This is a genomic window from Acinetobacter genomosp. 33YU, from assembly GCF_001990725.1.
GTDB lineage: Bacteria > Pseudomonadota > Gammaproteobacteria > Pseudomonadales > Moraxellaceae > Acinetobacter > Acinetobacter seifertii.
In genome coordinates, this window is sequence record NZ_LFZQ01000014.1 from 47,721 (window position 1) to 63,556 (window position 15,836).

Annotated in this window: 14 protein-coding genes; 6 read left to right on the forward strand and 8 right to left on the reverse strand. The window is 41.1% G+C overall.

All coding sequences use genetic code 11. From position 1 onward, the window contains the following. Nucleotide 1: 1 nt before the first annotated feature. Genes AC056_RS17070 through AC056_RS17080 form a run of 3 tightly spaced genes read right to left on the reverse strand, consistent with a single transcriptional unit; the run spans nucleotide 2 to nucleotide 3,662 of the window. Nucleotides 2–1,423: a sigma-54-dependent transcriptional regulator gene (locus AC056_RS17070; RefSeq protein WP_004699259.1), complete on the reverse strand. Its 1,422-nt coding sequence runs from the start codon at nucleotides 1,421–1,423 to the stop codon at nucleotides 2–4. A gap of 24 nt (nucleotides 1,424–1,447) precedes the next feature. Continuing rightward, nucleotides 1,448–3,016, reverse strand: a complete 1,569-nt coding sequence (locus AC056_RS17075) for a sensor histidine kinase (protein ID WP_213033510.1) — start codon at nucleotides 3,014–3,016, stop codon at nucleotides 1,448–1,450. A gap of 10 nt (nucleotides 3,017–3,026) precedes the next feature. Further along, nucleotides 3,027–3,662 carry a response regulator gene (locus tag AC056_RS17080; protein WP_019457005.1) on the reverse strand — a complete coding sequence of 212 codons (636 nt, stop codon included), beginning with the start codon at nucleotides 3,660–3,662 and terminating at the stop codon, nucleotides 3,027–3,029. 211 nt (nucleotides 3,663–3,873) lie between these two features. Here AC056_RS17080 and pbpG point away from each other — a divergent pair, with 211 nt between their 5' ends. Further along, nucleotides 3,874–4,920, forward strand: coding sequence for a D-alanyl-D-alanine endopeptidase PBP7/8 (pbpG, locus tag AC056_RS17085; RefSeq protein ID WP_134263468.1), 1,047 nt, complete (start codon nucleotides 3,874–3,876; stop codon nucleotides 4,918–4,920). Between the two features lie 108 nt (nucleotides 4,921–5,028). Here pbpG and thrC read toward each other — a convergent pair whose 3' ends face one another. The 4 genes from thrC to xerD form a co-directional block, all read right to left on the reverse strand. Then, nucleotides 5,029–6,168, reverse strand: coding sequence for a threonine synthase (gene thrC, locus AC056_RS17090; protein ID WP_019457006.1), 1,140 nt, complete (start codon nucleotides 6,166–6,168; stop codon nucleotides 5,029–5,031). Nucleotides 6,169–6,222: 54 nt separating this feature from the next. Further along, a complete protein-coding gene (locus AC056_RS17095; protein WP_025465069.1) occupies nucleotides 6,223–7,524 on the reverse strand; it encodes a homoserine dehydrogenase in 1,302 nt (433 codons plus the stop codon). 244 nt (nucleotides 7,525–7,768) lie between these two features. After that, entirely contained in the window at nucleotides 7,769–8,584 is an 816-nt protein-coding gene (locus tag AC056_RS17100; RefSeq protein ID WP_077164314.1) for a DsbC family protein, read from the reverse strand. A gap of 146 nt (nucleotides 8,585–8,730) precedes the next feature. Continuing rightward, a complete protein-coding gene (gene xerD / locus AC056_RS17105) occupies nucleotides 8,731–9,651 on the reverse strand; it encodes a site-specific tyrosine recombinase XerD (RefSeq protein ID WP_039254226.1) in 921 nt (306 codons plus the stop codon). 144 nt (nucleotides 9,652–9,795) lie between these two features. Here xerD and AC056_RS17110 point away from each other — a divergent pair, with 144 nt between their 5' ends. The 5 genes from AC056_RS17110 to ftsW all read left to right on the forward strand — a co-directional run bounded on the left by AC056_RS17110 (nucleotide 9,796) and on the right by ftsW (nucleotide 14,890). Next, on the forward strand, nucleotides 9,796–10,056 hold the full coding sequence (locus AC056_RS17110; protein WP_039254224.1) for a FeoA family protein: 261 nt from the start codon (nucleotides 9,796–9,798) through the stop codon (nucleotides 10,054–10,056). Continuing rightward, nucleotides 10,053–11,909 carry a ferrous iron transporter B gene (gene feoB / locus AC056_RS17115; RefSeq protein WP_019457011.1) on the forward strand — a complete coding sequence of 619 codons (1,857 nt, stop codon included), beginning with the start codon at nucleotides 10,053–10,055 and terminating at the stop codon, nucleotides 11,907–11,909. Before AC056_RS17110 ends, feoB begins: the two co-directional genes overlap by 4 nt. Nucleotides 11,910–11,921: 12 nt before the next feature. Then, nucleotides 11,922–12,173 carry a DUF6587 family protein gene (locus AC056_RS17120; protein WP_049066797.1) on the forward strand — a complete coding sequence of 84 codons (252 nt, stop codon included), beginning with the start codon at nucleotides 11,922–11,924 and terminating at the stop codon, nucleotides 12,171–12,173. A 147-nt stretch (nucleotides 12,174–12,320) separates the two neighbouring features. Then, nucleotides 12,321–13,667 carry a UDP-N-acetylmuramoyl-L-alanine--D-glutamate ligase gene (murD, locus tag AC056_RS17125; protein WP_004699236.1) on the forward strand — a complete coding sequence of 449 codons (1,347 nt, stop codon included), beginning with the start codon at nucleotides 12,321–12,323 and terminating at the stop codon, nucleotides 13,665–13,667. Nucleotides 13,668–13,693: 26 nt separating this feature from the next. Beyond that, nucleotides 13,694–14,890, forward strand: coding sequence for a putative lipid II flippase FtsW (gene ftsW / locus AC056_RS17130; RefSeq protein WP_039254220.1), 1,197 nt, complete (start codon nucleotides 13,694–13,696; stop codon nucleotides 14,888–14,890). 48 nt (nucleotides 14,891–14,938) lie between these two features. On the opposite strand, the gene gluQRS is transcribed toward ftsW, so the two are convergent. After that, complete coding sequence (gene gluQRS, locus AC056_RS17135; RefSeq protein ID WP_077164315.1) at nucleotides 14,939–15,835, reverse strand: tRNA glutamyl-Q(34) synthetase GluQRS; 897 nt, start codon at nucleotides 15,833–15,835, stop codon at nucleotides 14,939–14,941. Nucleotide 15,836 lies beyond the last annotated feature (1 nt).

The window sequence follows — 15,836 nt, forward strand, 5'->3', positions numbered from 1 at the left end:
TTTATACTTCCTGTTCAGTCTCGGTGTCTAAGCCAAATTTTTTCAAACGATAACGTAAAGAACGAAACGTCATTCCTAGTTTTTTTGCTGCTAAAGTTCTGTTCCAATGGGTCATATTGAGTGCATTGAGCAGAATATCTTTTTCAATGTTCTCTAAATAACGCTCCAATCCTTCAGTTGGCAATTTTTTTACAACTTGAGGCGTTGTCACGTTATTTTGTATAGTCTGAGACACCAATGGTACTGAGCTAGAGATATTTGCTCTTAATGGTGCTGGATGTAAGTGTGGTACATCAATTTGAGCATCGTCACTTAGGGTGATTGCTCGCTCAATCATGTTTCTTAATTCACGAACATTGCCAGGAAAGTGTTGCTGTAAGAGATAAGTCTCGGCTGCATCGCTTAATTGTTTGGGTGGTGTTTCCCACTCCATACAAATTTTCTGAATAAAGTGATTTGCAAGTAAAAGGACATCTTCGCCACGTTCTCGTAGCGGTGGTAACATCAAATCCATAACATGGATACGGAAAAACAAATCCTGACGGAATTTGCCTTGTCTAACCAATAAATCCAAGTCTTGATGACTCGCACTAATGACACGGAAATCAACATCAATTTCCTGATCGGAACCGAGAGGACGGATCTTTTTTTCCTGTACCGCACGCAGTAGTTTGACTTGCATACTGAGTGGTAATTCGGCAATTTCATCTAAAAATAAACTACCGCCGTGAGCCGATAAAATCAGACCCTGTTTATCTTGAGTTGCCCCAGTAAAACTGCCTTTTTTATGTCCAAACAGCTCACTTTCCATGAGTTCAGTTGGAATGGCACCGCAGTTAATTGCAATAAAAGGACCTTCACTACGGTTACTTAACCGATGAACTAGGTTGGCAACTACTTCTTTACCTGTTCCTGACTCACCCGTAACAAATACAGGTGCTTGAGAGCGAGCAATTTTTTTAATTGCAATGCGTAATTGTTGAATGGGTAGAGAACGGCCGATTAATAATTTATTTTCTAGCGCTGTTTCTGCAAAGTCTTGATCTGTTTGTTGCCGATTGAGCGCCTTTTGCAATAACTGATCTAAATGGACTTGGTTAATAGGTTTATTCACAAAATCAAAAGCACCTGCTTTTAATGCAGCAATTGCAATATCCATATTGCCGTATGCAGTTAAAACTGCAATTGGGGTATTGGGGTAGTTTTGAGAGACATGTTTGACTAAGTCTAACCCGCTACCATCAGGTAGATTTAAATCGGTTAAGCATGCGTCGTAATGAAACTGAGTGAAGAGTTGTTTGGCCTGTTCAACCCGATAAGCAAGATGTGTTTTAATCCCCATTCGTGCAAGTGTCATTTGCATTAAAAGGCACAAATCTTCTTCATCGTCTACAAGCAAAACCAGTGGTTGCTGTTCTGCCATTTCCCCAAAAACCTAATAAAAAAATCAATATATTATTGGGCACTCTATTCTGAAGCATGCCCCTTGTTTTTGCTCTACATAAGTGAGCTTTGCATGGTTTGCCTCACAGAAACTATGAGACAAGTATAATCCTAAACCAGTTCCATTAATTTCGGTACTAAAAAATGGTTTAAATAGTTGAGATATATCACGTTTTGAGACACCTTCGCCGTAATCGATCACATCAATATAAATTTTATTTGTTTGTGAATGAATATTGATCGTGACATCAGGTGAATCAGGTGCATTATGCCGTAAAGCATTTCGCACCAAATTAATCATAACTTGTCGCAATTGTTTTTCGTCAAATAAAAATTTTAGATAATTATCAGATATTTCGAGTCGGATAGAGTGCTTAACGTCTGATAAATCTTCTTCGAATAAACTTGTTATAAAATGATTTAAGTCAATCTGAATAGGATGAGTTCTTTCACTACGTGCAAGCCCCAAAGTATCTTGAACAATACTGTCAATACGTTTGGCTTGTTTACCAATCATATGTCGCAAAGTATTTTGTTGTTCTGGGTCGCTATCTTTAAGTAGCTCATTTGCTTGTACAATTGCAGCCAAAGGGTTGCGGATTTCATGTGCAATACTTGCTGAAAGTTGTCCTAAAGCAGCAAGTTTGAGCTGTTGTGCTTGCTGATTAATTTGCTGGGCATCTTGTAAAATGAGCAGTGTCAGTGCTTGTTGTGGGACCAAAAGGTGCTGCACTTTAATATTAATGGAATAAGTCGATAGGCGAGACTCAAAAATAAGTCGGTCACCTTCTTGTAAGTCACCAAACTTAAGAATCTCATATAAGTCGGTATGCCACTTGGCTAAAGGATATTTTTCGTTGGCAAATTGGGGTGGAATACCGAGTAGTGAGCAAGCAGCTGGATTGCTGAGCACAATGTTGTAGTCTTCATCTAAGACTAAATAGCCTTCTTCAATTTGTTCTAAAATATAACGGTTAATATTTTGAAGTTGATAAAGTTCAACTGACTGGTGAAAGGTCAAAGCTTCAAGTAATTTAAAGCGCTGAACCGCAATTTGACCAATCCCATGAACGACAAAAAATAAGAAAGCGAGTAAGGCACTATTCCCGATCGTGTTTAGATTGTTGTAGTCGAACAAACTACCCACGAAGCGTTGGTAAATAACTGCAATGATCGCAAGCAAGGTAATGATTAAAGACATTCTTGCGCTGAGCAAAATTGCCGAGGTAAAGATTGCAATTACATAAAGTAGACTAAGTTGTAAATTTGGTTCACCAACAGAAAAAGTCAGTAGACTCAAACAAATAACATCGACAATAAAAAATAAAGCAAGCTGGCGTGTTGCCTGAGCTGCGATAAATTTAAAGCCTAACAATTGAACAAGGCTGACAATTGAGTAGCCTAGTAGGGTGTAAAAATATAAAGATGGTTGCTGCAAACTATTGTCAGTTTGAGCATTGGTTGAAACCAAAATAATAGTCAGGCTAACCGCAATAATAAGACGGTATAAACCATACCAAGTGCCCAAACGAAAAATCGTATGGGACAGGGATGAATTTAAAGGAGAGTGCATGTAAGTCTGATTATGGTTTAATCAGACCGTAGCGAATCGCAAGATGTGTAAGTTTTACATCGCTATCAATTGCTAACTTTTCAAAAATACGATAACGGTAAGTATTTACAGTTTTCACGCTCACAAAAAGTTTATCGGCAATTTCTTGTGCGCTAATACAGTTGACAACCATCATGGCAACTTGCATTTCACGTTCTGATAACGAATCAAAAGGGGATTGTTGGGTGTCGGATAAATATGAGCTTGCTAGTTGTTCGGCAATATCAGCACTAAAATATTTACCACCTTGCATCACTTTATTAATTGCACGAACCATCTCGGCAATTGGTGCACCCTTAGTGATATAACCTTTTGCACCGGCTTTTAGCAATAAAGACGGGTAGGGTTCTTCGGCAAGGCCGCTCACAGCAATGACTTTAGTCTCTGGAGCTGTTTGTAATAAACGACGCGTTGTTTCTACGCCACCGATGCCCGGCATGTTGACATCAAGTAGTACGACTTGCGGATGTTGTTGGCGAACGATAGCAATTGCTTCTTCCCCAGATTCGGCTTGTCCAATTACCTCAACATCTGCATGATCTTCTAACATACGGCAAATACCCGTACGTACCAGTTCATGGTCATCGACAACTAAAACTGTAATCAAGAAGACCTCCTTTCTTTCAAAAAACAAGTTTTTTGTTACATAAAGCAAAATAAGCTTGCAATGGAATGACAAAATTAGCAATCCTATTCTTCTATAGTGAGCGAATAGTTGTGCACAATTGTGTCGGTAAACCTTTATACCTTATATCTCAAATGTAAGGCATAATGATAGTAAGCGCAAATGTGTGTCACCCTGAGTCGAGTATTGTGCCGTGAAAAATTCTAAAAAGTCTTTAATGCATGTGCTAAGCATGTCTATTTTGCTTAGTTTGAGTTCAACAAGCTTTGCAGAACTCGTCAATAACCCGTCCTCAGGGAGTACTGGTACTGCAAGTTTAAATTGGTCGGCAGCGGATGCCAGTCAACTTTTAAATGATGAAGATGATGAACCAACTCCGCAAGGTTCAACATCTGTAACTACAACTTTGCGTGGCAGTAATGCACCGAAAGTTATTAGCTCTACACCTAGAGTTGCTCCAATTCGCGATACTGGGGGTTTTAATGCCCAGCCGAGTGTAAGTGCACGTGCTGCACTTGTCATGGATGCGCAAACAGGTGAGGTTCTTTATAGTAAAAATACCAATGCATCGGTACCGATTGCGTCTATTACCAAATTAATGACAGCAGTTGTAACGGCAGATGCGCGTTTAAACATGTCAGAAGAAATTACACTTGAGCAAATTGATTTTGCTGGTGCAAATGGTAAAAACTCAAGCTCAACCTTACGTGTTGGCGACAAGATGAACCGTGCAGAAGTTCTTCTGTTTGCTCTAATGAAATCTGAAAACCCAGCGGCAGCAGCTTTAGCGCGTACTTATCCGGGTGGTCGTCCTGCATTCGTAGCAGCGATGAATGCTAAAGCACGTTCTTTGGGTATGAGTGCAACTCATTATTATGAATCAACTGGTTTAGACCCACGCAATGTTTCTTCTGCACGTGATTTAGGAATTTTGGCGAGTACAGCATCTCAGTATGGTTTAATCCGTCAATTCTCAACTACACCGACTTATGATTTTAACTTGGGTTATCGCGTGTTGAAATCTAACAATACTAATGCGCTAGTGCGTAATGGTGGCTGGAATATCAACTTGTCTAAAACTGGTTATATCAATGAAGCCGGTCGCTGTGTCGTGATGCATACCACTGTAAACTCACGTCCGGCAGTAATTGTATTGCTTGGTGAGCCAAGTACACAGGCACGTAATAACGATGCAACTAACTTATTGGGTTGGTTGAGTAATTTGCCAAAACGTATTTAATTTAAATATTTAAAAAACGCTTCTTTTAAGAAGCGTTTTTTTATGGCTTTTAAAAAAGCATAAAAAAACGGCTGTATTAAACAGCCGTTTCTTATAAAAACTCAGATCTTACATATTAGATAAAATCGAATCTTTTACTTGGTCCATCGTTGCATCAATTGACAACATCACTGCATCAGCACATTGTTTAATTGCAGTATCAGGATCTTTCAAGCCATTACCAGTTACTGTGCATACGATGACAGAACCTTCAGCAATTTTACCTGCTTTAATGTCACGGATTGCGCCGCCGATAGAAGCAGCAGACGCTGGCTCAACAAATACACCTTCATACATAGAAAGTAAGCGTTGAGCTTCTAAAATCTCGCTGTCTTGAAGTTCATCAAACCAGCCTTTAGAGTCACGTACTACAGCTTTTGCATGGTTCCAGCTTTGCGGGTTACCAATACGAATTGCAGTTGCAACAGTTTCAGGGCTTTCAACAGGAGCACCACGTAAGAATGGAGCTGCGCCAGAAGCTTGGTAACCTACCATTGTTGGTAAGCCTTCTGGTTTAGGGCCAGTGAATTGATCAGTCGCAGCATCGTAAACAACTTGTTCGAACTGATCAGCAGGTTGGTTTGCTACAGCTTCTGTATAACCCATCCAGTGAGCTGTGATGTTACCTGCGTTACCTACTGGCAAGCAGTGATAGTCAGGAGCGCGACCTAAAGCTTCAACGATTTCATAAGCAATGGTTTTTTGACCTTGCAAACGGTAAGGGTTGATTGAGTTTACAATCGTTACAGGTGCTTGATCAGCCACTTCTTTTACAAGACGCATACCATCATCGAAGTTACCACGAATTTGCATAGTGATCGCACCATACATCATCGCTTGCGCCATTTTACCCATCGCAATTTTGCCTTCCGGAATCAAAACAAATGCTTTGATACCAGCGCGAGCAGCGTATGCAGCAGCAGCAGCAGAAGTGTTACCAGTAGATGCACAGATAATCGCTTTAGAGCCTTCTTCAACCGCTTTGGTTACAGCCATGGTCATACCACGGTCTTTAAATGAACCAGTCGGGTTTAAACCCTCATATTTCACATAAATTTCAACATCTTTGCCAATAATACGTGGAATATTCTCAAGTTTAATGAGTGGGGTGTTGCCCTCACCCAAAGAGATAGCACGAGTAGTTGCCGAAACTGGCAAACGGTCACGATAACGATCTACAAGACCAGTATAACGATTGGCATTAGACATGATGGTGTTCCAATTAGAGGTGAAGCGGGAGAGGGAATCTTTCCCTCAACCTGATTAACTATCGAGCGATTCTAAACGAATTCTTACGATTTCGCCACGAATAGCAGGTAATGCTTGAATTTGCGCAAGAGCGTCATCCATTTTTGATTCAACGATTGGATCGGTCAAAATCACGATTGGAATAAGGTCTTTTAAGCGGGATTGTTGCATGATGGCATCAATGCTGATTCCAGCACGGCTTAAGATGGTCGTTACATCTGCAAGTACACCAGTCTGATCTTCAGCATTTAAGCGGATGTAATAACCTGTAGTCATTTCTTCGCGGCTTAAAATTGGCACATTTGTTAATGCTTCAAAAGCCAGCTGAGGAATTGTTCCTGCACCGTCTTCGGTATAAGAGATGTCACGCACAATATCAATTACGTCGGCAACAACCGCAGAAGCCGTTGGGCCAGCACCAGCACCAGCGCCGTAATAAAGCGTTGGACCTACTGCATTTGCTTGAACTAATACAGCATTTTTAACACCGTTTACATTCGCAATAAGCTGCTCATCTGGAATAAGTGTTGGGTGAACACGTAGCTCAATCCCTTTTTCAGCACGGCGTGCAATACCTAAATGCTTGATGCGGAAACCAAGTTCTTCGGCATATTTCACATCTTGCGCAGTGATTTTGCTGATACCTTCGGTATAGACTTTATCGAACTGAAGAGGAATACCAAACGCACAAGACGCTAAAATTGTAAGCTTGTGCGCAGCATCAATACCTTCAACGTCAAAAGTTGGGTCTGCTTCTGCATAACCGAGTTCTTGAGCTTCTTTTAATACATCATCAAATGCACGACCTTTCTCGCGCATTTCAGTCAGAATAAAGTTACCTGTACCATTAATAATGCCTGCTAGCCATTCAATATGGTTTGCAGCAAGGCCTTCACGAATCACTTTAATAATTGGAATACCGCCAGCTACTGCTGCTTCATAAGCAATTTGCACGGCATTGTCTTCAGCTGCTTTAAATAGTTCATTGCCATGTTCAGCAAGTAAGGCTTTATTTGCAGTCACGACTTGTTTGCCGTGTTTGATCGCTTCCATAATGACTTCGTAAGCAGGGTGGATCCCACCCATCACTTCTACAACCACATCAACGTCTGGTTGACGAACGATGTCAAGTAAGTCCGCGCTTTGTTTAATCCCTTCCAATTCAAGATCTGGACGAGGGCGGCGTGTTCCAACGTGGGTAATTTGAATTTCTCGACCGGTGCGACGTTTAATTTCAGCGGCATTTTCTTGTAGTAGTTTAAGGGCTCCTCCACCTACGGTTCCTAAACCGAGTATTGCCAGGCGAACTGGTTTCACGTCACACTCCATATCATCATTTAATCATTTAGTTGAAGCTAGATCATAGCTAAAAAAAACGCCAGACTCTAGCGCTTTTCATGCTTGTTCAATCAATTAGAGTGCGATGTTCGGAAAAGCTGATTAGATCAGTCTTTAAACATTGGTGGAAAAAGTATTAATTATTGAAAAAACAAAGCGCTGCAATATGAGCAGCGCTTTGTTGAAGAGATAGCTGATTAATCATTCATCAGCTTGGTGAATATTATTTATTCAATTTTTTAACCAATTCATCTGGTGTTAAGTAGCCACCCAAGTACTCGCCATCAACATTGTAGATTGCAGGAGTACCATTCACGCCCATGTTTAAACCAAGTTGATATTGTTCGCGGACAGGGTTTTTACATTGTGCAGGTGGAATACTAACGCCTTGTACAGCTTGGTTAAATGCAGCTTTACGGTCTGCACTACACCAAACGGCTTCCATAGTTGGCATAAATTGTTCACCACGTGGCCAAGCAATGTAACGAACCTCAATGCCTTTTTCATTAATCTCGGCTAAATGCTCATGTAATTTGTGGCAATAAGGACAGCTTGCATCGGTAAACACATAAATCACATGTTTAGCCTTACCACCTTTCGCTGGGTAAACAATCAAATCTTCATTTTTTAAAGCAGCAAGATGCTTTTTATTTTCTGAAGCTTGCAGGTTATCACCAATATTATGCAGCTCTTTGCCACCTAAACGAATGACATCACCCTGAATCAGGTATTTGCCATCACTGGTTGTATAAATTGATGTCATGCCTTCGAGATTTACCCAATATAAATTAGGAACTTCTGTCGGCTTGATATCTAAAATTTTGGCGTTGATATTTGCGTTCTTAAATTGTTTTTGCAAAGTTTCAATTAAACGCTGTTTAGCATTGCGTTCAATGATGGTTGACGCTTCCCCAGTAGCAGGTGCGGTCGCTGTGAGCGCATCTTCTTTTTGTGGTTTGTTTTCTTTAGAACAAGCACTGAACAGCAAGCTAGAAGCCAAAGCACAGGCAAGAAAAAGTTGAGATCGGGTAAAAGACATAGATAACCCTTATTTCATCAGTATTTATAGTCAGAAGCTGCTAAGCATAACAAAAAATCTAGTGTGTATTGTTAAAACTTTCTTAACCTTTGTGAACGAAATCAAACGATTGTTTGATGAATTTCAAATCATTCGCTTAAAAAATTTTAACCTCTAGGATGATGTTTTTCATGTAATTGTTGCATTCTCACTTGTGCCACATGGGTATAGATTTGGGTGGTAGATAAGTCGCTATGACCCAATAACATTTGTACTACGCGTAAGTCAGCACCGTGATTAAGTAGGTGTGTTGCAAAGGCGTGGCGTAAGGTATGAGGCGATAGTTCAGCTTGAATATTGGCTTGCAAAGCGTAACGTTTAATCGCATACCAAAAATTCTGACGGCTCATGATTCCGCCATGTTGAGTTAAAAATAAATAGTCAGTCGAGCTTTTGTAAAGTTGAGGGCGTGCATCGCTTAAGTAGCGCTCTACCCAATCACAAGCATATTGGCCTAAAGGTACCAAACGTTCTTTATTGCCTTTACCCGTAATACGTAAATAGCCTTGTTTTAAATTGATTAGCTCCAAGCGTAGGTTGATTAGCTCAGAAACGCGTAAACCACATGCATAAAGTACTTCAAACATCGCTCGGTCACGTAACCCCAAAGCTGTTGTAATGTCAGGCGCTTGAATAAGTGCCTCTACATCTTCTTCTGATAAATCTTTGGGTAAAGCTCGGCCAATTTTGGGTGAGTGATGTGTCGCTACCGGGTTATCGCTTCGTAATTTTTGTTCACGTAAAAATTTGTAAAACTGGCGTAGGGCAGATAAGCAGCGTGCGATTGAGCGTGGGCTTTTTCCTATTTTGGTAAGTTCAATTAAGACATCAGAAATGTCATCACTCGACCATTTCGGCAAGCTATTTTTTTTATGAAGTTCAGCACATTGAATCAGGTCAGATAAATAAGCATTACGAGTATGTGGACTCACTGTTTGTGCAACCAAATAGTCACGAAAACCTTGTAAAAAGCTCAAATGTTCAGGAATTTGAACAGGGCTTGGAATACGCGGTTTTTTACTTATCATAAACAATATCCTCTAAACCACTGTACTTTAAAAGAAACTTTAAGATTTGTCGATTAAAGTGGGTGAGAATTGAAATTTAACCTTATTTGGTAATTATTCTCATTTATATGTATACTAGAAAAAAAGGTTTTAGGATCGGATGCGGTGCGTTTATCAGCGTTGAAAGTGAAGCAAGCGGCTACCATCACCAAAGTAGATCGGATGACACAAACGTCCGAGCAAGAAGATTTGGTCGCAATTCGTTTGGAAAGTCTGGGCTTTGTGCCAGGTACTCGAATAGAAGTGATTACCAAGGGTATTTTTGGTGGTGATCCGATCTTAATCCAAATTGGCTTTACTCGCTTCGCTTTACGTAAGGCGGAAGCGGAAAAAATCGAGATTCAGTTAGAAGGAGTACCCGCATGAGTGATGCGCTACGTATTGCCCTTGTTGGGAATCCAAACTGTGGTAAAACTTCGCTGTTTAACCACCTAACTGGAACAAGACAAAAAGTTGCTAACTATGCGGGTGTAACCGTAGAGCGTAAAGTTGGTAACTTTCAGTTACCTTCTGGCCGTGCCGTTCGTGTACTAGATTTGCCGGGTACTTATAGTTTGCAGGCAACTAGTCCCGATGAAGAAATCACTCGCGATGTCTGCCAAGGTAAAATTGCCGAAGAAGGGCAGCAAGATGCTTTTTTATGTATTGTCGATGCGACCAACTTAAAACTGCACTTGGGTTTGGTGCTTGAAATTATTGAATTAGGACGCCCAATTCTGGTTGTATTGAATATGATGGATGAGGCGCGTCGTCGCGGTATTCAAATCAATACACAGAAGTTGTCTGAGCGTTTAGGTGTTCCTGTCGTTGAAACGGTTGCTGTACGTAACTCAGGCATTGAAAACTTATTGCATGCGCTTGACCAAGAAAAATATACCGTACCGCATACAGAGCTAAGTGGTTTAAGTGGTGGACATCATCAAAAAATCGAAATGATTTTTAAAGATGTGGTTCATTTTGTTGATCATGATGATAAACGTACTGATTTTCTAGATCGAATTTTCTTACATCCTGTGTTGGGTTTACTCAGCTTGGCAGTGATGATGTTTATTGTCTTTCAGGCAGTATTTGCTTGGGCTGAACCTTTTAAAGCTTTAATCGAAGATGGTGTCATTCCATGGTTAGGTGAATGGTTAAATGGAGCTATTCATCAACCTGTGCTACGCAGTTTGGTCGTAGATGGTGTTCTGGCGGGAGCGGGCACTGTATTGGCATTCTTGCCACAAATTTTGATTCTCTTCTTCTTTATTTTGGTACTCGAAGAATCAGGTTATTTACCGCGTGCAGCGTTCTTGCTCGATAAATTAATGTTTAAAGCTGGCTTGAGTGGCCGTTCTTTCATTCCATTATTATCGAGTTTTGCATGTGCCATTCCCGGCATTATGGCAACTCGAAGTATCAGTGATTCGCGTGATCGTTTTACCACGATCATGGTTGCACCTCTTATGACATGTTCGGCACGTTTGCCTGTCTATGCCTTGTTAATTGGTGCATTTATTCCAAGTCAAACTGTTTTAGGGATCTTTAACTTACAAGGTCTGGTGCTGTTTGGTTTATACATGGCAGGTATTTTAAGTGCGCTTTGTGTTGCCTTTGTGATGAAGTTCTTACGTAAAGACAAATCACAACATGCCTTATTAATGGAACTGCCAAGCTATCGTTTTCCTGACCCAAAAAGTATTGCTATTGGGTTGATGGAGCGAGCAAAGATTTTCTTGCGTCGTGTTGGTGGGATTATTGTTGCATTAACCATTATTCTTTGGTTCTTGTGTACTTTCCCTCAAGCGCCAGAAGGCGCAACGCTACCAGCAATTGATTATAGTTTTGCGGGTATGGCAGGGCACTTTATTCAGCCTTTATTTGCACCGCTTGGTTTTAACTGGCAAATCGTGGTGGCATTAATTCCTGCGATGGCTGCTCGTGAAGTTGTAGTTGCGGCATTAGGTACGGTATATGCGTTATCTGGTGCTGACGATAATGCGGTTGCACAAGGGCTTGCCCATTTGATTAGTGCAAACGGCACAGGTTGGTCATTGGCTACAGGCTTGTCTTTATTGGTGTGGTTTGTTTATGCACCACATTGTTTAGCAACCTTGGCAACGGTACGCCGTGAGACAGGTTCATGGAAACATGTGGCAGTCATGACGGCTTATCTCTTTGGTTTGGCTTATCTCATGTCATTTTTAACCTACCAAATTGCATCACGCATTTGGGGTTAATAGGAGGCGCTTATGTTTGATTACCTTATTGTTGCTGTATTGGTGTTGTGGAGTGCCATTGTTGTCTTTAAAAAGGTATTTCCTCAAACGTCCGCTTCAGTATTTCTTGCCCTATCAACCCAGTGTCAACGCTTGGGCTGGCAGCGTTTGGCGGCATGGCTGAAGCCTAAACAGGCTGCTGGTTGTGGTGGCAATTGTGGCTGTTCTACGGATGATGCCCCTGCACAAAAGTCTGCTCCTGTGCAAACGGTGAAGTGGCGCTAATTTTTCTGTATAAAAAGCCATCGAATGATGGCTTTTTTACGCACTGACACAAAAAAAGTAGAATAAAAGTCAAACTGAAAAAGTATTCAAAACAGCAAAGTGCTAACATTTTTGCCATTCTGTCGATTGATAAATTGTGGGGCAAAAATGTTAATACAACGTGGTGGGTTAAAAGTTGTAGCAGGCTTGGGTATATCAGGTGTTTCTGCTGTAAATTTCCTGCATGAACAAGGCTACCAAGTTGCAGTAACAGACTCTCGTCCCACACCTCCCGGCCATGATCAAATTCCTGCAGAAGTAAAGACCAGTTTTGGTCAGCTTGATCAAGAATTACTATTACAAGCAGAAGAAATTATTTTAAGCCCGGGCCTTGCACCACAATTACCAGAAATTCAGGCAGCCATTGCTCAAGGTATTTCTGTAGTAGGTGATATTCAGCTACTTCGCCGTGCAACAGATGTGCCGATTGTCGCGATTACAGGCTCTAATGCGAAGAGTACTGTTACTACTCTAATGGGCTTAATGGCCAAAGATGCAGGTAAGAAAGTTGCTGTTGGTGGCAATCTTGGTCGTCCAGCTCTAGATTTATTAAAAGATCAACCAGAGTTATTGGTACTTGAGTTATCAAGCTTCCAGTTAGAAACCACATCTCACTTAAATGCTGAGGTCGCTGTAGTCCTTAATATGAGTGAAGATCACTTGGATCGTCACGGAAACATGTTGGGTTATCACAAGGCAAAACACCGTATTTTCCAAGGTACCAAGAAAGTTGTATTTAACCGTGATGATGCTTTAAGCCGCCCTCTTGTACCTGATACAACCCCTATGCAAAGCTTTGGACTAAATGCACCTGACTTAAACCAGTATGGCGTTTTAAGAGATGCTGACGGGACACTTTGGCTTGCTCGTGGCTTGCAGCGTTTAATTAAAAGCTCAGACTTATATATTCAAGGTATGCATAACGTAGCCAATGCTTTAGCCTGTTTAGCATTAGGTGAAGCAATTGGCCTACCTATGGAGTCTATGCTTGAAACTTTAAAACATTTTAAAGGCTTAGAGCATCGCTGTGAGTATGTAAAAACCGTGCATGATGTACGTTATTACAATGACTCTAAAGGAACCAATGTTGGCGCTACACTTGCAGCAATTGATGGTTTAGGTGCTGCGATTGAAGTGAAGAAAGGTAAGGTAGCCCTAATTTTGGGTGGGCAAGGTAAAGGCCAAGACTTTGCTCCGTTACGTTCTTCTATCGAAAAGTATGCCAAAGTTGTGGTATTGATTGGTGAAGATGCTCCAGTCATTGAGCAGTCTATTCAAGGTGCAACTAAAATTTTACATGCAGCAACGCTTAAAGAAGCTGTAGAGCTGTGTCAACGTGAAACGCATGCTGAAGACGTGGTGTTACTATCACCAGCGTGTGCAAGTTTTGATATGTTTAAAAGTTATAATGACCGTGGTCAGCAGTTTGTTGCCTGCGTCAATTCGTTGGTTTAAAGAAATATTATGATTAGGAATGTAGTATGGCAGGCTTAGCTCAGACCACAATCCAGAAAATCAATCAGTGGTATGAACGGATATTGCCTAAATGGCCAGCGGAAGTGACACCACGTAATGTTCTGATTTTCTGTGTCGTTGCTTTGTTATGTATCGGATCGGTGATGGTTGCATCTGCTTCCATGCCTTATGCCGAATATATGCATGAGAACCCGTTTCACTACGTCATCCGCCATGCAATTTCTATTGCGGTTGCTGGGGTAGTGGCGTATTTGACTTATCGAATCTCACTGAATACATGGTTTAAAAACACTTTCCCGCTGTGGTTATTAACCATGGTGCTGTTAGTTGCTGCTCTGGCGGTAGGTTCGGAAGTCAATGGTTCTACTCGTTGGATTAAAATCGGTGGTTTTACCTTGCAGCCTACAGAAGTTGCTAAGGTTATGATGGCAATCTTTACAGCAGACTATGTGGTACGCCGTGCTAAAGAGGTTCGTACGCATTGGAAAGGCTTGCTACGTCTAAGTGGTGTGATGGCAATTACGGTTGGTTTGATTATTGCCGAGCCTGACTTGGGGGCAACGATCGTTATTGTCATGATGATGGTTGGGGTATTCTTTTTAGCTGGTGCACCACCAACGCAGTTCTTGATTATGCTAGGTGCGATTGTCACCGGTATTGTGTTCTTAATCTTATTTGAGCCTTATCGTTTTCAACGTTTGATTTCATTTACTGACCCATGGGCAGACCCATTAGGTGTGGGTTATCAGTTATCAAATGCACTCATGGCATTTGGTCGTGGTGAATGGTTTGGAACAGGTTTGGGACATAGTGTTCAAAAACTATCTTATTTACCTGAAGCACATACTGACTTTATGTTGGCCGTGTTAGGTGAAGAGTTTGGCTTCTTTGGTATTTCGATTGTCATTGGCTTGTCTTTCTTGATGTTGGCCTGTTGTATCAAAATTGGTCATCGTGCTTTGAAACACCATTATCTTCGCGCGGGCTATTTAGCTTATGGCATTAGTATTATTTTCTTACTCCAGATTTTGGTAAATGCGGGTATGAACATGGGCTTAATGCCAACTAAAGGTTTAACTCTGCCATTTATTAGTTATGGTGGTACGTCTTTAATGATGTGCGCAGCCATGATTAGTTTGATCTTAAAGATTGATGCATCAACTCAAGAAGTGAATCCTGAAAGAGAAGAATCAAATTTCTAAAGCATTTAGTTGTTATAAAAAGCCCGATATCAAATCGGGCTTTTTTATTTATAAATATGTTCCGCTGAGCTCTTGTTTATGAGGAATTAAATCTACATTCCACTGTGCTACAGCTTGCTTGAGCATGACTTCGGGGCGGTCTAAATCGACGTTTGGTTGGCCTAGTGCTTGTATAGCTTGTTGTAGTAATTGAGGTGCCTTGGTTAAATCAAGCGCATGGGCAAGGTTTTGTTTAGAAAGTTTTTGCCCTTGGTCATTCATAGCTAAAGGAAGATGCATATAGCTGAGTTTAGGATAATTGAGCAGTTGACCTAGCCAGATTTGACGTTCGGTATTATCTAAGAGGTCTGCACCGCGAACAACGTGAGTAATACCTTGCAGATAATCATCTACAACTACAGCAAGTTGATAGTTAATAATGCCATCGCGCCGTTTAAGAACAAAGTCTCCAAGGTCATATTGTAGATTGGAGCAATGGTATCCTTGTAGGCGGTCATCGAAACAAATTTGCTGATCTTGAACTTTTACCCGAATTGCTTGATCTTGAAAGTCGAGATGTAAATCACGGCAAGTGCCTGCATAGATTGCATTTGAACCGAGCATTTTACGGGTACACTGACAAGCATAAACCAGACCTTCTTTTTTAAGCTGGTCTAATACGCTTTCATAAATGTCTAGGCGGTCTTTTTGAAAGATAATCTCGGCATCGGGATCGAACTGAAAAGCTTCAATTGATGCAAGTATATGGTCTTCACTACCGGGATAGATACGTGGAATGTCGGTGTCTTCAACACGAACTACCCATCGCCCTTGATGAGCTCTGGCATCACAATAACTGGCAACAGCAGTAATCAGTGACCCGAAATGTAAAGGGCCGGTTGGCGAGGGTGCAAACCGACCTGAGTACGAAAAGCTGGGCTTTTCTTGAGTAGCTACAGCGGTCATA